Source organism: Pseudarthrobacter sp. 01T43 (assembly GCF_056398665.1).
Map to the genome: position 1 here is coordinate 410,057 of NZ_JBFTPV010000003.1, position 21,172 is coordinate 431,228.

The following is a 21,172-nucleotide window of genomic DNA, read 5'->3' on the forward strand; positions in this document are numbered from 1 at the left end:
AGGAACGGCGTCAGCGGGCCCTGAAGTCCCGGAAGGACCCGTCCGCGTCCGAGATGTCCTCTTCCACACGTTCCACGCGTCCGGGAGCGTTCTCCGACTTCAGCCAGTCCAGCAGCTGATGCACCTGCTCCTGCGGTCCTTCGGCAACCACCGACACGGACCCGTCGTCGAGGTTCTTCACCACGCCCCTGAGCGCAAGCTCGTCAGCCTTGCCCATGGTCCAGAAACGGAAACCGACTCCCTGCACCACGCCAAAGACGCGGGCAGAGAGCCGGATATCGCCCCGATGGGGACTTCCAGTGGTCATGGCACTCAGGCCTGCTTGACCAGCGCAGCTTCGACGTTGATCTTGACTTTGTCGCTGACGAGCAGGCCGCCGGCTTCCAAAGCCGCGTTCCAGGTCAGGCCGAATTCCTTGCGGCTGATGTCGGTTTCAGCGGAGAAACCCGCGCGGGTGGCGCCGAAAGGGTCAACGGCAACCCCGGTGAATTCGACCTCCAGCTCCACCGGCTTGGTGACGCCGCGGATGGTGAGATCGCCGGTGAGCGTGTAATCCTCGCCGTCGCCCTCCACCGAGGTGGCACGGAACGTCATCTCCGGGAATTGCTCCACGTCAAAGAAGTCCGGGCCCTTGACGTGCCCGTCGCGGTTGGCGTCGCCGGACTCGAAGCTGGCGGTTTTGACCGTGGCGTGAAGGGAAGCATCGGCCAGGGACTGGCCAACGCGGGCTTCCGCCGAAGCGTCGGTGAAGCGGCCGCGGACCTTGCTGATGCCTGCGTGGCGGACCGTGAAGCCGACCTCACTATGGGACATATCCAGGTTCCAGACGCCTGATGTCAGGCCTGAGGGAAGGGTCACTTTTGCATCTCCTTGTGCTGGGAAACAGTGTGGGAACCGGCTAGTACAGCCGGTTCCCACACTGCTTCACTCAGGACCTTTTGTCCAGAGAATGCGCCGTCGCATAACCGCGGGCAGCGGTTGGAGCCATCAGTAGTTGATGGTGATGTCCCGCGTGCGGTGGTCGTAGCGGATGGTGACAGTGCCGCCGTCGTGGTGCAGTTCGTGGTTGGGACCGTCGAACGTACCGAATGCGCCATAGTTCTCGGTCCACGACCGGTTCAGCGCAATCTTGAAGGTGTAGTAGCCGGCAGGCAGTTCGGTGCTCTTCGTCCACAGCTGCGAGCTGAAGTCGAAGTCCATCTGCGACTCGTCATACTGCGGCGCCCAGTTCTCCGGGGCACCCAGGAACGTGTTGAAGTCGCCAGCCACAGCCACTGCTTCGGGCTGCGGCAACGTCTCCTCATCCGGGCCTTCCAGCGGCTCCGCCGCAACGCCGTCGGCCTTGGCCTTCGTGGCGGGCGCCTTGCGCGAACGGACGGCCTTGACCACGGGCTCCACGGCTTCCTCGATCAGCTTCGCAGCCTTGCCCACAGCCTCGGCAGCCTTCTTGGCCGGGGCCTTCTTGGCGGGCGCCTTCTTCGCAGGTGCCTCAGCAGCCACTGCCTTCGCGCCGGAGGTCGTGCTGGCGGCCGCCACCTTGGCGGGTGCCTTCTGTACAGCGGGAGCCACGGGAAGCGGTGTGTCGGCCGGAACGGGAGTCCCGGCGTCGAGCGCTGCCGCGAAGTTATCCGCATCGGCGAAGGCGACGGTGGCGCGCATGCCGTCCTCGCTGATGGTCCAGCCGGAACGGCCCTTGACCAGCCAGCCGGCCTTCACCAGCTTTGCGGTGGCGGAGGTGAGGGTCTTGTGGCCGCGGGGAATGCCGCCGCTGAGCAGCGTGGCTTCATGTTCGGTGAACGGCACGCGGGCAGTGGCTTCCGCCAGGACCTCACCGGCGTTGCGCGCCTCGCCGGTCCACGTGCCCTCTGTCAGGACATCCAGCACGGTCTTGAGTCGAAGGTAGGTGTTTTCTGCGGTGGACTTGGCCATGATTCCCCTTAGTGAAGCGATCTGTCTTAAGGCATCTTGCCAAGACCGTATTAAATCGCACGACTTGAAATGGTTAACTCTGCGTGTCGTGACCGACTATGACGTCGATTACAGCGGAACTGAGGCAAGAGTCTCGGCTAGTGGGCTGTTTTCTCAACCCTGGGCCGCTTTTCCGGGAACCGCCGCTCACTTCCCAAACGCGCGCGAGTCCCAGTTTAGCGATCCCTTCGGGCCGGTGCTACCCACCGTTCAACTCGTCAAGAAGCTCAGCTTTCCGCTCTTCCGAAGCAAACGACGAATGGATTGAATTGGCTGCGAGCCTGGACCTGTCAAAATCCGACAGCCCAAACACGGCCTGCAGCTCCGCGAAGTTGTCATCCACGTAGCCACCGAAGTAGGCAGGATCGTCCGAATTAACCGAGACGTTGAGCCCGGCGGCCAGCATCGCCGGCAACGGATGGTCAGCCAGGGTATCCACGGCGCGGAGCCGGACGTTGGACAGCGGGCAGACCGTCAACGGAATCCGCTCGTCCACGAGACGCTCCACCAAGTCCGGATCCTCCATGCAGCGGATGCCGTGGTCAATCCGCTCCACGCCCAGGACGTCCAGCGCTTCGAGGATGTACGACGCCGGACCCTCCTCGCCTGCGTGCGCGGTGAGCCGCAGGCCCGCTGCGCGGGCTTTCGCGAACAACCGCTCGAACTTGGCCGGCGGGTTCCCCACTTCGGCCGAGTCCAGGCCGATGGCTGCGATGGGCGCGTTCATGGCCAACAGGCCGTCCAGGACCTCCAGCGCTGATTCCTCCGAGAGGTCGCGCAGGAAGGCGGCGATCAGCAGGGTGGAAATTCCATAGTCCTCCACGGACGTGGCCAGGGCCGAGGCCACACCGTTAACGCAGGTTTCCAGGCTGACGCCGCGGGAGATGTGGGCCTGCGGGTCCATCATGATCTCGGCGTGCCGGACCCCCGCAACGGCGGCCCGGGCCAGGTAGGCGCGGGTCATGTCGGCGAAGTCCTGCTCAGTCTGCAGCACCGCCATGTTGGCGTAGTACAGGTCAAGAAACGATTGAAGGTCGCTGAATTCATACAGCGCCCGCAACTTTTCAAGGCCCGAGTAGGGAAGCGCAAGCCCGTTTCGCTCGGCCAGCTCAAAGATCAGCTCGGGCTGCAGCGTGCCCTCGATGTGCAGGTGCAGTTCAGCGAGCGGCAGAAGTTGCGGCGCTTCGTCGGCCTCGGGCAGCTCCGTCTCCGGGAGCGGATCGGCGGCAGTGTCCGGGAGCGGATCGGCAGCTGTGTCCGGGTAATTGTCCATCGACTCAGGATATCGCCCACCGGCTGCTTCACCGCTAGAGTCGGACCAATGCGGAACCCCGAGCAGACTGACGATCGTACCTTTCCCGCTTCCGGGCACCTCTCGGACGGCTTCGTCCGGGTCCGGGGAGCCCGGGAGAATAACCTGCGGAACGTGGACGTGGATGTGCCCCGCGACTCGATCGTGGCCTTCACAGGGGTCTCCGGCTCCGGAAAGTCGTCACTGGCATTCGGCACCATCTACGCCGAAGCCCAGCGCCGCTACTTCGAATCCGTAGCCCCGTACGCACGCCGCCTCATCCAGCAGGGCCACAATCCCAAGGTGGAGATGATCTCCGGGCTGCCGCCCGCCGTCGCGCTTCAACAGCGCCGCGGCGCACCGAGCAGCCGCTCCACCGTGGGCACGGTGACCACGCTGTCCAATTCGCTCCGCATGCTGTTCTCGAGGGCTGGAACCTATCCGCCCGGGGCCGCCCAACTGGACTCTGACGCCTTCTCGCCGAACACTGCCGCCGGCGCCTGCCAGGAATGCCACGGGCTGGGAGTGGCCCACACGGTCAGCGAGAATTCACTGGTGCCGGACACCGGCCTGACCATCCGTGAAGGTGCTATCGCCGCATGGCCCGGCGCCTGGCAGGGCAAAAACCTCCGCGACATCCTCAGCCACCTCGGCTACGACGTGGACGTCCCCTGGCGGAAGCTGCCCAAGAAGCAGCGCGACTGGATCCTGTTCACGGCGGAGCAACCCGTCGTCGAAGTCACGCCCGAAAGGGACCGTGTGGCCAAGCCGTACAAAGGCCGTTTCTGGAGCGCCAAAAGCTACGTCCTGCACACCCTGGCGGACTCCCAGAGCGCTGCCATGCGGGAGCGCGTCCTGGCGTTCATGGAATCCGGGCCCTGCCCCCGCTGCGGGGGAACAGGGCTGCGGCCCGAAGCCCTGGCAGTGTCCTTCGCAGGCAGGAACATCGCCGAACTCAACGCCGCACCCATGGTGGAGCTCGCCGAGATCATCCGCCCCACTGCCGGCCTCACGGACGCCGGAACCGCCTCCCGCCGGCAGTCATCCGGGGAGGAGAACGAGGTGGCCGTCGCCATCACCGCCGACCTCCTGCACCGCATCACGGTGCTGCTGGACCTGGGCCTCGGCTACCTCGCCCTGGGCCGTTCCACCCCCACCCTCTCCCCCGGCGAAATGCAGCGGCTGAGAATCGCCACCCAACTCCGGTCCGGACTGTTCGGGGTGATCTACGTGCTGGACGAACCCTCCGCAGGCCTTCACCCGGCAGACGCCGAACCGCTCCTGGCCGTCCTTGACCAGCTCAAGGCGTCAGGCAATTCGGTCTTCGTGGTGGAACACAACATGGATGTGGTCCGCCGGGCCGACTGGCTGGTGGACGTTGGGCCCCGCGCCGGGGAAGGCGGCGGCGAGGTTCTGTACAGCGGTCCCGTCGCCGGCCTGGCGGACGTTGCGGAGTCGGTCACCCGCCCGTTCCTGTTCGACGGCGGCGCGAACCGCGGCGGCACTCCGGCCAGCGGTTTGCCGGCTCCGCGCGGGGCCGGCCGCGAACCCGACGGCTGGCTCGAACTGACCGGAATCAGCCAGCACAACCTCAAGGACCTTGACGCCCGTTTCCCGCTCGGCGTCCTGACGGCAGTCACAGGCGTGTCCGGCTCTGGCAAGTCAACCCTGGTGAGCCGTGTCCTCGCCGACGTAGTGGGTTCCAGCCTGCGGGACCACCCGGCGCCGGAACCCGCCGAACCGGACGAGGCAGGGCCCGCCGCACCGCTGACGGTGGGGACGGTGAGGGGGACGGACCGGATCGACAGGCTGGTGACCGTGGACCAGAAGCCCATCGGACGGACGCCACGCTCCAACCTGGCCACCTACACCGGGCTGTTTGACGCTGTGCGCAAAGAGTTCGCCGCCACGGACCAGGCCCGGGCACGCGGATTCGGCGCGGGCAGGTTCTCCTTCAACGTGGCCGGCGGGCGCTGCGAGACATGCCAGGGCGAAGGCTTCGTCGCCGTGGAACTGCTCTTCCTTCCCGGCAGCTACGGTCCGTGTCCTGAATGCGGCGGTTCGCGCTACAACCCGGAGACCCTTGAGGTGACGTACCGCGGCAAGAACGTGGCCGAGGTCCTGCGCCTGACGGTGGACGCCGCTGCCGCGTTCCTCGCCGACATTCCCGCGGCGGCCCGCAGCCTCAAGAGTCTCCGCGATGTGGGCCTCGGCTACCTCCGGCTGGGCCAGCCTGCCACCGAGCTGTCCGGCGGCGAAGCCCAGCGAATCAAGCTCGCCACCGAACTCCAGCGGGCCCGGCGCGGACACACGCTCTACCTCCTGGACGAGCCGACCACCGGGCTGCATCCCGCCGACGTCCAACTGCTGATGACCCAACTCCAGGGGCTGGTGGACAGCGGAAACACGGTGGTGGTGGTGGAACACGAGATGGACGTGGTGGCTGGCGCCGACTGGGTCATCGACCTTGGCCCATCCGGTGGCGATGCGGGCGGACGGGTCGTCGCTGCGGGCACCGCCGCCGACGTCGCGCGTTCCTCCCAGGGCCGCACCGCGCCCTACTTGGCAGCAGCGCTCCACCAGCAAGCCACCAGCTGATCACCAGAATTGATCTCGGTTTGATAACGGCAGCCGGATGCCCTAGCGTGAAATACAAGCCCGCCAAGCGGGCGGAATGAATGCCAGGTGCTGCCTCCACCAGAACTGCCCGGCCGGCAGACACCGAAAATTGACCTCTATTTGTCAGGGGCGGGCAGTGGCGCGATAACCTCCGGGGACGGACCGAGCGCTGGTGGCCTTCAGGAGCATCACATGAAAAACACCACCATCCGTACTGCCGCACGCCGCGGAGTCACAGTTGCCGCCATCTCAGCGGCCGGCCTTGCGCTCTCCGCCACCGGCGCCAACGCGGCCACCAACGGCGGAACCTGGGACGCCCTCGCCCAATGCGAGAGTGGCGGGAACTGGGCCACAAACACCGGTAACGGTTACTCCGGTGGCCTGCAGTTCAGCAACAGCACGTGGGCGGCCCACGGTGGCACCGGGTCCGCGGCCGCCGCCAGCCGCGAGCAGCAGATCGCCGTGGCCGAGCAGGTCCAGGCCTCGCAGGGCTGGGGCGCGTGGCCTGCCTGCGCTGCCCAGCTTGGCCTGAGCGGCGGGGGCGGAGCGACGGCGGCTGGACCGCAGAGCGCGCCGGTTACCCAGGCGCCCATCACCCAGGCGCCGGTCACCCAGGGCGATGTTCGGTCTCCAGCACATGATGTAACAGCACCGCAGCACTCCGCGCCTCCGGCTCTGAGCGGCGAGACCTACACGCTGGAAGCGGGCGACACCCTCAGCACCGTTGCCACCAAACTTGGCATCGTAGGCGGTTGGGAGAAGCTAGCGGACGCCAACCTGGACACCATTGCCAACCCGAACCTCGTGTTCGCCGGGCAGGTCATCCAGCTCCCCGCCTAGCGCCCGCCCGTTCCCGGGATCCCCTTTCCCACCCCTCCCGGGAACGGCAAAGCAGGAAACAACAAACGCCGGAGCTCCCGTCCACGGGAGCTCCGGCGTCGTGTGTTGTTCAGTTTTCGCTGCTGCTAAAGGCCTAGGCCGGCGACCGGGATTTCCCTCACGATCCGCACTTTCCAGGCGCTGGCGTCGCTGGTATCCAGCAGTGCCACCGTGCCGTGGGCTACGTTCAGTGCCACGCGCTTTGCAGCAAGCAGCTCGAGGTAGAGCTGCTCGTTCATGCGGCTCGGCGTGTCGATGATGTACTTCACGGCGTCGCGGACTTTGCGGTAGTTGGCGCTCTTCTCACGGTGCAGATGAAGTTCCAGCAGCTGGCGTTGGCGCACTTTGGGTTCGTGCTTGTTGAGCCAGGAAACAGCGAAATGGACGGCGACCACGAGGACGAGGGACACGGCGTAGATCCACATGCCGCTCGTCAGCAGGAAGAGGGGCAAGTTGCCAATGGCTACGAGAGCAATGACAACCCGCAGCGCGACTATCCGGCGAAGGGTCAGGGCTACGGAGGCCAGGACAGCGCGGAAGCCGTGCTGCTCTTTCCGCGCTTCGGCCGGGTCGAGGGTAAATTCATCAAGGACCAGGATGCCCTTGGCCTCCGGGCTCAGCATCTGCCCGAACTTGGGCTTGAAGTGCGACGATGGACCGGGGGTCTTTTCAGGTGCGATTGTCATGGGGGGGCTTCCGGGACGGTGGGGCTTTTCGGTGATCTTAGTGGGTAACGGCCCTCGGCGTATGCATCAGTCCACTATGTGAACATCACTGGCCCGCCGCCGGGGCACTCCGTGTGGCGGCGGGCACTGCAATTGGCACATCCGCCGCGTGCCGTCAGACTGAATGGATGCAAACCTTCCTTCCGTATCCCGATTTCCGGCAGAGCGCCGCAGCACTGGACACCGCCAGGCTTGGCAAGCAGCGTGTCGAGGCGCTGCAGACCCTCCGGGCTCTGGTGATTCCCGAGTACGGCTGGCAGACCCACCCCGCCGTCCGCATGTGGATGGGCCACGTGCCGGCGCTGACCTTGTATGGCCTGGCGATGGTGGACGAATGGACCACGCGCGGCCATGCAGACCATACGCGCGCCAACATCACCGAGTTCGCGCCCCAGGCGGCCCATCCGGACTACGCCGCCAAGATTCCCATGCCGGAGTGGCTCGGGAACCCCGATTTTCATTTGAGCCACCGCGCCAAACTGCTCCGCAAGGAACCGAAGTTCTACAAGTCAGTGTTCCTGGACGCCGATTTGGATCTGGACTACATCTGGCCGGAGCCCAGGCACGAATTCCTTCCGGCGGACCCCGAGGATGACTTCCTGTGGATCCTCAGGGACGCGCACAGCGAGGTTGATCCGGAGAAGCTGGATACCGTGGCGCTGCCGCCGGTCCGGCGCGCCCATGCCACCGCTTCGGCTCCCGCGGCGGATGGCTATTCGCCCGTTTACGTTGATGACGGCTCGCGCCGCCCCTCCAAGCAGCCGCGCAAACTGCCTCCCAAGCTTGTCAAGAAGCCCACACGGAAGCGCCAGGCGCAGGAGGAAGCATTCGCCACGCTGCCCGGCAAAACCACCGTTGCCGTGGCGTTCGAGGACGGCCGCAAATTCGCCGTGGGGCAGGTCCTGGGCCGGCCCATCACGCTCGACGACGGCCGCTTCGGCCGCAACTTCAGCGTCAGCGAAGTGATCGACCGGTCCGCGTTCGATTACCCTGCACTGCTGCAGGATCCGCGCGTGTTCTTCCCGGTTCCGGCTCCGTCGGTTCTCGCCCCCTGATCGCGTGACGATCCTCCTGGCCGGCTGCGGCGATCTGGGAACTGAGGCCGGGCTGCGGTTCGCCGCCGCGGGACACAGGGTGGTGGGCTGGCGCCGTTCGCCGGAAAAGCTGCCGCCGCGTATCGAAGGCGTGTCGGCTGACCTGAGCGGCACCGACCTGCCGGTTATCCCGGCGGACACCACCGCCGTCGTCGTCGCTGTTGCTGCCGACTCCCCCACGGAAACGGCCTACCGGGCCGCGTACGTGGACGGGTTGGCGCACGTCCTCGACGCTATGGAGCGCGACGGCGTCACGCCCCGGCGCGTGCTCTTTGTGTCCTCCACCGCGGTGTACGGGGACGCTGCAGGCGGCTGGGTTGACGAGGGTACGACGGCGGCGCCAGGGGGATTCTCGGGGCGCGTCCTGCAGGAGGCGGAGGAACTCCTGTTTTCGCGGCTCCGCGGCACCGGTTCCGCGGCCGTTGTGCTGCGACTCGGCGGGATCTACGGTCCCGGGCGGACTCGTTTGATAGACCAGGTCCGGAGCGGTAAGGCCATGATTCCCGACGAGCCGCGGTTCACCAACCGAATCCACCGGGATGATGCCGCAGCGGCGATGGTGCATCTGGCTTCGATGGCCGCCGACCCGGCACCGGTTTACGTTGGCGTGGACAACGATCCGGCGGATCTGGGGGACGTCCTGCGGTTCCTCGCCGCCGAGATGGGGTATCCCGAACCGCCGGTCGGTCCGGCCGGCGAGGCCCGCGGCGGCAATAAACGCTGCAGCAACGCGTTGCTCCGGGCGTCCGGGCTCGAGTTGGCATACCCTACGTTCCGGGAAGGTTACCGCGCGGTGCTGGCCGGCACCGGAGTACGCCACCCCTAACCTGCCGCGCGAACCTGCCGCGCGCTAACAGCCGTATTCGAGGAGCATGATGGATTTCCAGCAGATCATCGAGGCCGTGGGTAAATACTTGGACTTCGCCGGCGTCGCCGTGATGGTTCTCGGCGCTTTGGTATCAATCCCCATGGCCTTCCGGGGGTACCAGCCGCGAAAACTGCCCGCCGGTGCTGAAAAGCTGACCGTCTACCGCTCGTACCGGCAGCTGTTGGGGAGATCCATCCTGCTGGGCCTTGAGCTCCTGGTGGCCGCCGACATCATCCGCACAGTGGCCGTTACCCCCACGTTCGAGAGCGTGGGGGTGTTGGCGATCATCGTCCTCATCCGTACGTTCCTGAGCTTCTCGCTGGAACTGGAAATCACCGGACGCTGGCCGTGGCAAAAGGCGCCTGGGCAGCCGGCAGCCGCCCAGGCCTAAGGCATGACTGCCAGCCTGACATAATGACCTACTTGCCCAGGCCAGCCTTGCGCAGCGCCTCAGCCATCGCCGTGTTCACCGGCACCGCTTTCGGCGCTGAACTCGGGGTTTTCTTCGCTGCAGCGGGGCGTCCACCAGACGCATTGGCGCCGGCCTGGACCCGTTCCTGACGGCGGGCTTCGGGCCGACCAACGGTCTGCAGCCCGCCGGAAGGCTGCGGCTCGTCGTCGAGCCTTAGTGTCAGCGAAATCCGCTTCCGCTCCGGATCGGCTTCCAGCACTTTCACGCGCACAACCTGCCCCGACTTGACCACTTCGCGCGGGTCCGACACGAACCGGTTGGCCAGCGCGGACACGTGTACCAGGCCGTCCTGGTGCACCCCCACGTCAACAAAGGCGCCGAACGCGGCAACATTTGTCACCGTCCCCTCAAGCACCATGCCGGGCTTGAGGTCGGAGATCTTTTCGATACCCTCGGAGAACGTCGCCGCGGCAAACGCCGGCCGCGGGTCGCGGCCTGGCTTGTCCAGCTCAGCCAGGATGTCCTGGACCGTGGGCAGGCCAAACGTCCCGTCGACGAAGGCCCGCGGATCCAGGGACGATGCCGGCGCAGAGCCGGCGGCGACCAGGATTTTCCGGGCCACGGAATAGGCTTCGGGGTGCACACTTGAAGCGTCCAGCGGCTCCGCTCCCCCGGTGATCCGCAGGAAGCCGGCGCACTGTTCAAAGGCCTTCGCGCCCAGCCGCGGCACCTTCTTCAGTTCGCTGCGCTTGGCAAACGGCCCGTGTTCGTTCCGGTAGGCCACAATGTTTTCACTCAACAAAGGCCCGACGCCGGCCACGCGGCTCAGGAGCGCGGGCGAAGCAGTGTTCACGTCCACGCCTACCGCGTTCACACAGTCTTCCACCACGGCGTCCAGGCTGCGGTCCAGCTTCGATGCCGTGACGTCGTGCTGGTACTGGCCAACGCCGATGGATTTGGGATCAATCTTCACCAGTTCCGCGAGCGGATCCTGCAGCCTCCGGGCGATGGAAACCGCCCCGCGGAGCGAAACGTCCATGCCGGGCAGTTCGGCGGCGGCCAGTGCCGACGCCGAGTACACCGACGCCCCCGCCTCGGAGACCACCAATTTCTGAGGTTTCTTCTCGGCGGCGGGCAGCAGCTTGATCAGTTCCGCGGCAAGCTTGTCAGTCTCCCGGGACGCCGTGCCGTTGCCAATGGCCACCAGATCAACGTTGTGTTTTTGTGCGAGCCCCACCAAGGTGGCCAGCGCTTCGTCCCACTTCCGTGCCGGCGCGTGCGGGTACACGGTGTCCGTGGCCACGACTTTGCCTGTGCCGTCCACAACGGCCACCTTCACACCGGTCCGCAGTCCCGGGTCCAGGCCCAGTGTGGCGCGGTTGCCTGCGGGGGCCGCCAGCAGGACGTCCCGCAGGTTCGCGGCGAACACCCGAACCGCCTCGTCCTCGGCGGCGGTGAACATGCGGCCCCGGAGGTCGGCGGTCAGCCTGGCGAGCACCCGCGAGCGCCAGGCAATCTCCGCGGTCTGCATCAGCCAAGCGTCAGCGGGTCGGCCGCGGTCTGCCACTCCGAGACACCTCGCCACCGCAGTCTCGTAGCGGGCACGGGCGGCGGCGAGGGCGGCGTCGTTGTTCGGATCAGCTTCGGCGAGGTCCAGATCCAGGACGCCGTCCTTCTCGCCACGCAGCAGCGCGAGGACGCGATGCGAGGGCATTCCCGAAGGGGCCTGGGTGAACTCAAAGTAGTCGGCGAACTTCTGGCCTTCGGCCTCCTTGCCCTTCTTCACGCGCGACACCATCCGACCCTGGTTCCAGAGCCGCTCGCGCAGGTTCGCGGCCAGGTCCGGATCCTGGGCTGCGCGTTCCACGAGGATGGAACGCGCACCGGCGAGCGCGGCTGCGGCGTCGCCGATGGAGTGCTCGGCGTTCAGATACTTGGCCGCTTCGCGTTCGGGGTCCAGGTCGGGCCGCTTGAGCAGCACGTCGGCGAGTGGCTCAAGGCCGGCTTCGCGGGCGATCTGCGCCTTCGTGCGCCGCTTGGACTTGAACGGGAGGTAGATGTCCTCCAGCCGGGACTTGGTGTCCGCTGCCAGGATCGCCGCCTGCAGCTGGGCAGTCAGTTGGCCCTGCGCGGCGATCGTCTCCAGGACGGTACGACGGCGGTCCTCGAGTTCGCGGAGGTAGCGCAGACGCTCGTCGAGCTCGCGAAGCTGGGTGTCATCGAGCGTCCCTGTGGCTTCCTTGCGGTAGCGGGCGATGAACGGGACGGTGGATCCGCCGTCGAGCAGTTCCACGGCGGCTTTCACCTGCCAGGTCTTCACGCCGAGCTCAGCGGCGATCTGGGCGTGGATGGCCCCGTCCGGGGTATTGGCGGACGCGGGTGCGGACGTGGCATGCGGAAGTTGGGTGGTCACCAGAACATTTTGCCTTACGGACCCGGCCGCCTCCATCCGGGTCAGGGGGCACCCGGCTGGCCGGGTATTCCACTGCGGGCCGCGAAGTGCTGTAGTGGATATGCAGTCACAGGGAATTTCTCTCGAGGAAGAGGCCACCATGCGGGAACTGCTCATCGTCTTTCAGGATGGATTCGACGAAGCCAACATCACCGTCATGGTCAACGGCAAGGAGGTCCGTCGCGATATTGGCGTCTCCACCAACCCGCTCATCGGCGAAGCCTACGAAGCATCCGTTGAACTGCCGGCCAAAGGTGCACAAATCGGCGTGGAGGTCACCAACCGCGGCCTGAAGGCCATCACCAAAGTCAGCGGAAAGCCCAAGAGCCTGCTCGTTTCCATCCAGGACGACAGACTCGTGATGCGCGAAGGGACCGGCCGGGAAGCTTTCATGTAGAGACCTAGCAATAATCCATTCGCTGGAGTATTCTGGCGGTAACGCTCACTTTTGCAGGCCTGAGCGAGCATTCTTCTGGTAAAAGAGCCCACAGCCGTCGGATGGCTTTGGCTCGAGCTGCCGGGACAGCACACCGAGCAGCCAACGACGGCGGCACCCCAAGCCGGGTGCCGCCGTCGTCGTTAATCATGGGCCGGGCCCACGTGCTGGCCGCTAGGCCGAGTGCACGGGATAATCCGTGTAGCCCACTGAGCTGTCTGCGTAGAACGTGGACGGGTCCGGCTCGTTCAATGGAAGGTTTTCCTGCCAACGCCGCGCGAGGTCCGGGTTGGCGATGGCGGGGCGACCCACCACCACAGCGTCAGCGTGGCCGCCGTCCACCAGGGCGGCCGCTTCCTCCCGGGTGGTCACGGTGCCGAAGCCGGAGTTCACCAGGAATGTGCCGTTGAAACGCGCCCGGAGATCCTGCACCAATTCACTGGTGGGGTCCTGGTGGAGGACGCTGAGGTAGGCGAGGTTCAGCGGCGCAATGCTGTCCACCAGAACCTCGTAGGTAGCGCGGACATCAGCCGCATCTGTTTCAAAGGCGCCCTGGACATTGTGCTCGGGTGAGATGCGGATGCCGACGCGCTGGGCACCCACTGCCGCCGCCACCGCATTGACCGTCTCGATCACGAAGCGGGCGCGGTTTTCCGGCGATCCCCCGTAGCTGTCCGTGCGGACGTTGGAGCTGGGCGCGAGGAATTCGTGAAGGAGGTAGCCGTTGGCCGAGTGCAGCTCCACGCCGTCGAAGCCGGCGTCTATTGCGTTGCGGGAGGCCGTCACGATTTCCTGCATCACCACGGCGAGTTCGTCACCGGTCAAGGCATGCGGCACCGGGAATGGCTTCTTGCCGGACGGGGTGCGGACGTCACCGTCGATTGCCACAGCGCTGGGGGCCACAATGGTGTGCCCGCCGGTGATGTCCTCGTGGGACACCCGCCCGCCGTGCATCACCTGGGCGAACATCCGGCCGCCTTCGGCATGAACGGCGTCGGTGACTTTCCTCCAGCCGGCGATCTGCTGGTCCGTGACAAGTCCGGGCTGGCCCATGTAGGAACGCCCTGCCGGGCTCGGGTAGGTGCCCTCGCTGACGATGAGGCCGAGGGACGCGCGCTGACGGTAATGCTCCACAAGCAGCGGACCCGGGACGCCCTCCTGGCCCGCGCGAAGGCGGGTCAGGGGCGCCATCACCAGGCGGTTGGACAGTTCGAGCCCACCAAGAGTCAACGGGGAAAACAGCACAGGCAGTTCCTTTCGCAGTGAATTAGTTCTGCTGTGCCTAACTGGTTAGCGTCTGCATCTATTCCGGTCGAGACGACCGTCACACCTGACTGCGGGGACCGTTTACTGCGCTGACGGCACTCCGGGGCAGCCCTGCCCCTGCGGGTTCGCGTTGCAGTCGTCGGCATAGTTCCGGGTGACGGAACGCCACACGCTGATGGCTTGCGGCGGCGCGCTGAACTGGCCCTGACCGGGGATGGGCAGCGGCGGTCCGGCGTTCACGGAGTAGGTCCCTTGGAATGACGTGGTGAGGACCACTTGGAAGTCGCCTGTTTGCGCGTACGCGTGGCTGGTCCGCGTCTTCTCGCCCCAGCGCGCCTGCGGCAACGGACCGCCCATCGAAGGTTGGGGGCCGAAGACGGTGCCGTCGCCGTAGTTCCAGGTGTACTGGACCGGAGTAGCAATGACGTGAACTTTCTGCCCGAACATCGTCACGTCGAACTGCTGCTCCGCCGCGTCCGCGTAAAAGTTCGTTTCGGCACCGCGGAGCGTATGCGGACTCGGCTGCGCGACGACCGAGCCAGCGTTGATCGGCAAGCTCTCGAACTGCCGCTGGATATCGGCGGCTATTTGTTCCAGCACGTCAACGGGCTTCTCGCCGTAAATGCAGGTCGGACCTGCGAATAGACTCCAAACGGGCGGGCTGAACTCTGCGAACGATCTATACCAGTTAACGCTTCTTCCATCCTGACCTGCACGGCACTCAATATCTGGTCCAGCGCAGTTTGACCCATCTAGGGTTGCGTCCGTCCGGCACACGTGCTTGTACATGTACACATACGGATCACTTGGCTGCCCCATCGGTGTCTGAGTCCAGGCTCCCGAACTAGGGTGCTGAAACCAACCCCCGACACTCACCCCTGTCTCCATCCAGTCACCCTTGACGGGAGAGTCCGCAGCCGCTGCCAGAGGAACATGCAGAAGACTTATCAGCAGCACGGAAGACAACAACCCCCAGCATGAAATTGTTTTCATTATCCATTGACCAGGTGCTCAACGGTCTTCGCAGTCCAACGACCGTTTTCATAACCGGCTACCATGATGTCGCCGATCGCGGGTCGGTCTTGCGTAGTCTCATCCAACGACTTATCGGCTCGGAAATAGGAAAGCGGCTCCTGTTTCACTTGAATCAGGACCTGATATTCGCCGGGCGCAACCTCCAGGAACTTGGTTTGTGCCCCCTCAACGACCATGCGTCCTCCCGCGAGCCACCGACCGTCTGAGTGCCAACCTTGAACGACTTCCTTAACTCGGGCGCAAGTAGAGCATGTCGGGCCGGAAATGCTCTCTAGACGTTGCATCTCCCCGGTCTCATAGGCGTAGGTCAAAGTGGCATACCAATACCGCGCGAACGCCTCCAGCCCCTCCTTAGTCTCCGTCTTTGCCACCTCCGGAAGGACCGGCACCGGCACGTTCTGGGCACGCCCGCTGGCGGACGCCGGCACGTAAGCCGGGGTGACAGTCGGGGTTGGCGTGGGAGTGGCGCTCGGCGTCTGCGATACCGCGGGTGATGTGGTGTCCGTTGCGCCGGGGCCGTCACCGGAGTTACAACCGGAAAGGGCCAGGGCCGCCGCCGCAACGGTCGCGATAGTGGCGGCCCGCAGAAGCCTGACAGTGAAGTAGTTGTGCGATGTCATGGGCAGCTAATCCCCCGATAGTTTCAAGACGCCTCGCTCCGAACAATGATCTAAGGGTAGCCCAGGACACATCAGAGCGATCAAAGTTATCCACAGCCTCCAAGCAACGGTTCCACCACGGTGCGGGACCAATCAAAAGCGTCCAGAGGGGAGGTACGGGCGGCAAGAAGCCGAAAATTCCCACGCCCAGCCCTAGAATTCTTCTACGGAACGTAGAACAATGGCCTCTATGATGTACACGCACTCCGACGGCCAGCCCGTCCTGGAACTCGACGACGAGCAGTCCTGGAAACTCTTGGAAGCCACCCGGCACGGCCGGCTGGTGGTCTCCGTTGCCGGCGAACCGGACATCTTCCCTGTCAACTACCTCGCTTCGGGCCGGAAGATTTACCTCCGGACGGCGCCGGGGAACAAGCTGGCCCAGCTCACCATCAACTCGAGCGTGCTGCTGGAAACAGACGGCATTCTTTCTGATGAAGCCTGGTCGGTGGTGCTCAGGGGAACAGCGCGGGTCCTGAGCAACTCAGCGGAACTCGCCGCCGTCGAGGAGCTGGGCCTGAAAACCTGGGTGCCCACGCTCAAGGATTTCTACGTGGAGGTTGTGCCCACGTCCGTCAGCGGTCGCCATTTTGAACTGGGCGAACAGCCGGAACGGGAAATCTAGGAGCTCCTGGACTGGAACCATGTCGGACAGGCTGACGCCCGAGCAGCGGAGCTGGAACATGTCCCGCATTCGGGGCAAGAACACCCAGCCGGAGTTACTGGTGCGCCGCCTCCTGCATGCCAAGGGATACCGGTACCGTCTCCACGGCAAGTCCGGCAGCGTCCGCTTGCCCGGAAACCCGGACCTGGTCTTCGCAAGCCGGCGCAAGGTCATCTTCGTTAACGGCTGCTTTTGGCACTTCCACGGCTGCCGCGCAGGGCAGCACGCCCCCAAGGCGAACGCCACTTTCTGGGAAGCCAAGCGGACCCGGACCCGGGAGCGGGATGACCAGCAACGCCGCCAGTTGGAAGCCTCCGGCTGGGAGGTACTTACCGTGTGGGAGTGCGAACTGAAGGACAGCTCAGCCCTCGAAGCCCAGCTGGTGGCGTTTCTCGGCGCGTAGGCAGCGCCCGCCCGAACTTGAGCCATTCTTGAGTGTTTGCCCCTGCCCGAATTGATCGGCACCGGCAAAGATGAACTACTACGGCAAATTCCGCATTCTCCACATTAAAACCCCATTCATGATCCCGGAGGGTCGCTGGACCAAGGAAGCGATTTACTCTGAAGATGCACGACGACCCACACTTCCACCCCAGCCTTCTGGAGTGGGCGACGCAAGCGGAAAGGACAGAAATGGCTTCCTCCAACKGTGCAGGACGCCCCTTGGTGGATCCCTCGGTCCTTGACCGCCTCCGTGATGAATTAGCTGAGGACGAGGGCTACTGCACCGTTTTTGTGGGCAATTTCATCGACTATCTACCCGTCCGGATCGGCAAGCTTCGCGTGGCTCTGACCACAGGTGACCTGCCAGGAGCCGTGGACGCTGTCCTCAGCCTCAAGACCTCAAGCCAGATGGTGGGCGCAGTAAGGCTGGCCGGCCTGGCCATAGACCTTGAACACTCCATCCGCGAGCACTCGCCCCGCGAGGGGGCCTCCGTCGCGCTGCCGCAACTGGCCGCCGACTACCTCCGGCCCATCAACCTGTGCTGCCGCCAGACGCTGAACCGCTTGGCGGCTCAGCGTTCCGCGGGCGCCAACCGGTAGCCAACGCCGCGGACCGTCTGCAGCCAGCGCGGACGCTGTGGTGAGTCGCCGAGCTTCTTACGCAGATTGCCCATGTGCACCTCCACGGACCGTTCGTCTGCCTCGCTGATGTAACTCCCGACGTCGTAATCCTCGTCCCGGAGGCGACGCACCAGATCAGATTTGGTCCGGACAGTCCGTCCCGCCTCGAGCAGGGCGTAGAGCAGTTCAAACTCCGTCCGCGTCAGGTTGAGTTCCTGGCCGTCCACTGTGACGGAGCGTGACGCGTACGTGAGGTCCAGGCCGTTATGGCTGTACTGGCCGGTTCCGGGCTCGCCCGGCTGCTCCCCCGCCGCTGCATCCTCCACAATGTCAGGAACCGTGCGGGGCCTGCGCATCATGGCAGCAATTCGCGCCCGGAGTTCACGGGGGCGGAACGGCTTGGTGAGGTAGTCATCAGCCCCGGACTCAAGTCCGATCAAGGTATCCAGTTCTTCCGCCCGTGCCGTCAGCATCACGATGTAGGCGTCGGAGAATTCCCGGATCTGGCGGGAGACCTCAAACCCGTCAATATCCGGCAAGCCCAAATCCAGGGTGATGACATCAGGATTCAGCGATCTTGCCGCCAGAACTCCTTCAGTTCCGCTGGCGGCGACGCTCACGTCAAACCCAGCCTGGGTCAGAACCGCGCGGACCAACTCCCGTATATCCTGATCATCCTCGATGACCAGACCCACACGTGCTTCACTCATACAAGCCCCCTCAGCCAGCTTGACAACGTGAGAAGTATAGCCCGCTGCCGATACCCTGTTGGTATGCGTCTCACAACCCTGACACCTCTGGCTGCCCTTCATGACTGAGCCGGTGGCCTGGGCAACGGGCCGGTTGCAGTTCTTCCGCCGTCCATTCCATGAATATCGGCTGACGGCCCGGGTGGCGTTAAGCCAGCTCCCCCTGTTTATTACGACACTCCTGACGGCGTTCCTCATGTGGGCGTTCTACCCCCACACCATGGACAATCCCATGTTCCTGGCGTTCCTGGGCTCCCAACTGGCCCTCATGGCTTTGTGCTTGGTGGTGCCTTGGCACAAGCTGCCCTATACAAGCTTCCTCGCCATCCCTGTCCTGGACTTTGTCTCCATCGCGTTGGGCCGGGAGGGCGGGCAGGAAAGCCTGACGGGCATCAGCCTGTTGGCTGTTTTCCCCGTCATCTGGCTCTGCGCGTCGGGCTACTATCCGCGGCTTGCCCTCTGGGTCTCCTTCCTGGCGCCGTTGGCCATTATCTGGGTTCCGTTGGTTGTCCGTGCAGACTTGTCCGGTCCCAGCCTCGCCAAGTCGCTCCTCCTTCCCGTCATGATGCTTGGCATCGGCGTGTCTGTCAGCGTGCTGACGCTCAGCATGATGCGGCAGCAGCGGACCCTTGAGGAAAAGGACGAGCAACTCCAGGCCAGCCTCCGCGGTACCAAACAACAGGAGGCTCTCCTCAACTCCGTCCTGGAAACCGTGAACATAGGCGTCCTGGCCATCGATGCAGATGGACACGACATCCTGATGAACCGGAAACAGCGTGCCAACCACGAACTGGCCACCCCGAAGGACCTCGAGGATCCGAACGAGTCGCAGCTGCTGGTCTTCGCCGCGGACCGCAGTACCCCGGTTCCGGTGGCGGAGCGCCCCGTGCGGAGGGCCGTCCTGGGCGAGACCTTCACGGACTACCTGGTCTGGCTGGGCGCAGGGAAGGAACAACGGGCCATCACCACCAGCGCCCGTGCCATGAGGGACGCCGACGGCCAGTTCGCGGGCTCCGTCATTGTTTTCAGCGACGTAACAGACCTGGTGAACGCCCTGGCAGCCAAGGACGAGTTCGTCTCCAGCGTGTCCCATGAGTTCAGGACACCCCTGACGTCCATCCTCGGCTACGTGGAAATCCTGCTGGAGGACGAGCCCGCCGAGGACCAGCTCGAACCCCTGAACATCATCCGGCGCAATTCCGAGCGCCTGCTCACCCTGGTGTCGGACCTACTGGCCACCAGGAACGGCCAGCTGATCGTCACACCGCACGCCGTGGACGTCGCCGAGCTGGTGCGCGCCAGCGTCTCCGCGGCCAAACCCAAGGCCGATGCCGCCCGTGTTGTGCTCAAAGCCGACGCGCCGGACCGGCTGGACGCCCACGTGGACGGTCCCCGCATCTCGCAGGTGCTGGACAACCTGGTCTCGAACGCCATCAAATACTCCCCCGACGGCGGCAACGTGGTGGTTTCCCTGGCGCAGCGAGACGGCCACTTCACCTGCAGTGTCAGCGACACGGGGATGGGCATGAGCCCCGAGGACCAGGCCGAGGTGTTCGCCAAATTCTTCCGGACCAGCAGCGTGCGCCGGACCGCCATCCCCGGGGTAGGGCTGGGCCTGTCCATCAGCAAGGCCATCGTGGAGGCCCACGGCGGCACCATCCAGGTGGATAGCAAGCTGGGCGAGGGCACCACCTTCAGCTTCCGCATGCCTGTGTAGGCGAATGGCCGGGCCCGCGGGGCCCTGGGAGCGTGTCGGGACTACGCGTCCAGGGAGGTGCGGACCACTTCACCCCAGGACTGCCGCGCCAGCTCCGCCACCGCGGCAAGGATCTCGGACGGCGGCAGCGACAGATCCAACGGAAACTCCACAATGTCTATGTCGGTATTGAGGATCCGCCGCAGCTTCATCTCACCGGCACCTGCGTAGACAAGCCAGGCCGTCGGCACGCCCAGGGCGGTGCAGTGGGCCAGCATCTGATAGTGGTCGGCTGTCAGGGACGCGCCGAGATCCGCGGCGGCTTTGTACTTGGCGTTGTAGACCACCACGGGGCGCCCATGCAGCAGATGCACGGCATCCGGGCTAACCGAGAGCCTGTCAGCATCGCGGACGGCCTCGCTGAGGAGTGCGTTGTACTGCAGCCGTGTCTCCCCCGGATACACCGCCATGGCCTCGCGGAGCGCCGCGCCCACGAAGTCCTCAAACACCTGCGCCACGTCCACCACGAAGGACGCCGTCTGCTGCTTGCCCTCGCCGGCTTCGGCGGACGCGTTCCGGAGGATCAGTCCGGCCAGGCGCAGCACCGAGTGGTAGCGGACGTTCATCCTGCTCGGTGTCCACGGCGGCAGCGGAGCGCCGGCTGGAAGGCGGGTGACGGCGTCGAGCTTTCCCTTGAGCTGGCGCAAGCGGCTCAGGACCTCTGGCCGGACCCGCGGGACCTGGCCCATGCGCTCCAAGGCCGCGCGCAGGATCCGGTTCTCGGCGATGTCCTCCGTAAACTCGTCGTAGGAGACCTCCAGCGGCACCAGCATGCCCGGGCGGCGGGAAATCTGGTCCGAAATCCGGATGCGGCCCTTGACCGTGCGGAGGGACTCGTCCACGGTCAGGTAGCCCTGCAGCACCCCGCGTCCCAAAGCACGTTCCGCCAACTGGGCCAGCGATTCCGCCAGAGCACTCCACAGTTCGCGGTCCTCGACAGCGGACACAGAATCGGCCCGGAATCCCTGGTTGCCGGCGTAACTGAGGAGGAAAAGCAGCCGGCTCAGGCCCAGCCGGTCCTTGGGCCTGACATCAAGCTGCATGGTGGCCGTCCGGACGGACCCCACCTTGCCCACCGGTTCGATCCGGTAGAGGCCCATGCCCATTGGCGACGCCTTGGCCAGCCCGCTCGAGTTCAGGAACGCGGCACTGACGGCGTCGAGACGCTCCACAACGCCGCCGGACAGCTCGTCCAGGACCAAGTGCTTGCTCCCCTTCACGGGGCCGCCGTGCG

General features: G+C 65.2%; 21 protein-coding genes. 10 read left to right on the forward strand and 11 right to left on the reverse strand.

All coding sequences use genetic code 11. The features are described from left to right. Positions 1–10: 10 nt before the first annotated feature. From AC1DIM_RS05365 to AC1DIM_RS05380, 4 genes are all read right to left on the reverse strand, one after another. Positions 11–307 carry an acylphosphatase gene (locus AC1DIM_RS05365; RefSeq protein ID WP_477709459.1) on the reverse strand — a complete coding sequence of 99 codons (297 nt, stop codon included), beginning with the start codon at positions 305–307 and terminating at the stop codon, positions 11–13. Positions 308–312: 5 nt separating this feature from the next. Next, a complete protein-coding gene (locus AC1DIM_RS05370; protein WP_477709460.1) occupies positions 313–858 on the reverse strand; it encodes a YceI family protein in 546 nt (181 codons plus the stop codon). A 129-nt stretch (positions 859–987) separates the two neighbouring features. Next, a complete protein-coding gene (locus tag AC1DIM_RS05375; RefSeq protein WP_477709461.1) occupies positions 988–1,929 on the reverse strand; it encodes a pullulanase X25 domain-containing protein in 942 nt (313 codons plus the stop codon). A gap of 238 nt (positions 1,930–2,167) precedes the next feature. Next, complete coding sequence (locus AC1DIM_RS05380) at positions 2,168–3,241, reverse strand: adenosine deaminase (RefSeq protein WP_477709462.1); 1,074 nt, start codon at positions 3,239–3,241, stop codon at positions 2,168–2,170. Positions 3,242–3,289: 48 nt separating this feature from the next. Here AC1DIM_RS05380 and AC1DIM_RS05385 point away from each other — a divergent pair, with 48 nt between their 5' ends. Then, positions 3,290–5,857: an excinuclease ABC subunit UvrA gene (locus AC1DIM_RS05385; protein WP_477709463.1), complete on the forward strand. Its 2,568-nt coding sequence runs from the start codon at positions 3,290–3,292 to the stop codon at positions 5,855–5,857. Between the two features lie 213 nt (positions 5,858–6,070). Beyond that, complete coding sequence (locus AC1DIM_RS05390) at positions 6,071–6,718, forward strand: transglycosylase family protein (RefSeq protein WP_477709464.1); 648 nt, start codon at positions 6,071–6,073, stop codon at positions 6,716–6,718. Between the two features lie 125 nt (positions 6,719–6,843). Here the strand turns inward: AC1DIM_RS05390 and AC1DIM_RS05395 are convergent, their stop codons facing one another. Next, on the reverse strand, positions 6,844–7,443 hold the full coding sequence (locus tag AC1DIM_RS05395; RefSeq protein WP_477709465.1) for a hypothetical protein: 600 nt from the start codon (positions 7,441–7,443) through the stop codon (positions 6,844–6,846). A 167-nt stretch (positions 7,444–7,610) separates the two neighbouring features. Between AC1DIM_RS05395 and AC1DIM_RS05400 the strand changes: the two genes are divergently transcribed. From AC1DIM_RS05400 to AC1DIM_RS05410, 3 genes are read left to right on the forward strand one after another with little or no spacing between them, the layout of a single operon-like run. Beyond that, positions 7,611–8,537, forward strand: coding sequence for an MSMEG_6728 family protein (locus AC1DIM_RS05400; protein WP_477709466.1), 927 nt, complete (start codon positions 7,611–7,613; stop codon positions 8,535–8,537). Positions 8,538–8,541: 4 nt separating this feature from the next. Next, positions 8,542–9,402, forward strand: a complete 861-nt coding sequence (locus tag AC1DIM_RS05405) for an SDR family oxidoreductase (protein ID WP_477709467.1) — start codon at positions 8,542–8,544, stop codon at positions 9,400–9,402. Between the two features lie 49 nt (positions 9,403–9,451). Then, a complete protein-coding gene (locus AC1DIM_RS05410) occupies positions 9,452–9,835 on the forward strand; it encodes a DUF1622 domain-containing protein (protein WP_477709539.1) in 384 nt (127 codons plus the stop codon). Between the two features lie 28 nt (positions 9,836–9,863). On the opposite strand, the gene AC1DIM_RS05415 is transcribed toward AC1DIM_RS05410, so the two are convergent. Next, positions 9,864–12,305, reverse strand: coding sequence for a Tex family protein (locus AC1DIM_RS05415; protein WP_477709468.1), 2,442 nt, complete (start codon positions 12,303–12,305; stop codon positions 9,864–9,866). Positions 12,306–12,408: 103 nt separating this feature from the next. Between AC1DIM_RS05415 and AC1DIM_RS05420 the strand changes: the two genes are divergently transcribed. Next, positions 12,409–12,705 carry a hypothetical protein gene (locus AC1DIM_RS05420; protein ID WP_477709540.1) on the forward strand — a complete coding sequence of 99 codons (297 nt, stop codon included), beginning with the start codon at positions 12,409–12,411 and terminating at the stop codon, positions 12,703–12,705. A gap of 213 nt (positions 12,706–12,918) precedes the next feature. On the opposite strand, the gene AC1DIM_RS05425 is transcribed toward AC1DIM_RS05420, so the two are convergent. The 3 genes from AC1DIM_RS05425 to AC1DIM_RS05435 form a co-directional block, all read right to left on the reverse strand. Next, entirely contained in the window at positions 12,919–13,989 is a 1,071-nt protein-coding gene (locus AC1DIM_RS05425) for an alkene reductase (RefSeq protein ID WP_477709469.1), read from the reverse strand. A 102-nt stretch (positions 13,990–14,091) separates the two neighbouring features. Then, a complete protein-coding gene (locus AC1DIM_RS05430) occupies positions 14,092–14,610 on the reverse strand; it encodes a PKD domain-containing protein (protein WP_477709470.1) in 519 nt (172 codons plus the stop codon). 392 nt (positions 14,611–15,002) lie between these two features. Beyond that, positions 15,003–15,665, reverse strand: a complete 663-nt coding sequence (locus AC1DIM_RS05435) for a DUF6318 family protein (protein WP_477709471.1) — start codon at positions 15,663–15,665, stop codon at positions 15,003–15,005. A gap of 229 nt (positions 15,666–15,894) precedes the next feature. Here AC1DIM_RS05435 and AC1DIM_RS05440 point away from each other — a divergent pair, with 229 nt between their 5' ends. The 3 genes from AC1DIM_RS05440 (at position 15,895) to AC1DIM_RS05450 (ending at position 17,412) form a co-directional block, all read left to right on the forward strand. Then, entirely contained in the window at positions 15,895–16,329 is a 435-nt protein-coding gene (locus AC1DIM_RS05440; protein ID WP_477709472.1) for a pyridoxamine 5'-phosphate oxidase family protein, read from the forward strand. A gap of 19 nt (positions 16,330–16,348) precedes the next feature. After that, a complete protein-coding gene (locus AC1DIM_RS05445) occupies positions 16,349–16,771 on the forward strand; it encodes a very short patch repair endonuclease (protein WP_477709473.1) in 423 nt (140 codons plus the stop codon). Positions 16,772–17,001: 230 nt separating this feature from the next. After that, entirely contained in the window at positions 17,002–17,412 is a 411-nt protein-coding gene (locus tag AC1DIM_RS05450) for an Hpt domain-containing protein (protein WP_477709474.1), read from the forward strand. Here AC1DIM_RS05450 and AC1DIM_RS05455 read toward each other — a convergent pair. Then, a complete protein-coding gene (locus AC1DIM_RS05455) occupies positions 17,385–18,143 on the reverse strand; it encodes a response regulator transcription factor (RefSeq protein ID WP_477709475.1) in 759 nt (252 codons plus the stop codon). The genes AC1DIM_RS05450 and AC1DIM_RS05455 overlap by 28 nt on opposite strands. Before the next feature lie 100 nt (positions 18,144–18,243). On the opposite strand from AC1DIM_RS05455, the gene AC1DIM_RS05460 reads away from it, so the two are divergent. Further along, complete coding sequence (locus AC1DIM_RS05460) at positions 18,244–19,899, forward strand: sensor histidine kinase (RefSeq protein WP_477709476.1); 1,656 nt, start codon at positions 18,244–18,246, stop codon at positions 19,897–19,899. 41 nt (positions 19,900–19,940) lie between these two features. Here AC1DIM_RS05460 and AC1DIM_RS05465 read toward each other — a convergent pair whose 3' ends face one another. Continuing rightward, positions 19,941–21,158 carry a 5-methylcytosine restriction system specificity protein McrC gene (locus tag AC1DIM_RS05465; protein WP_477709477.1) on the reverse strand — a complete coding sequence of 406 codons (1,218 nt, stop codon included), beginning with the start codon at positions 21,156–21,158 and terminating at the stop codon, positions 19,941–19,943. Positions 21,159–21,172 lie beyond the last annotated feature (14 nt).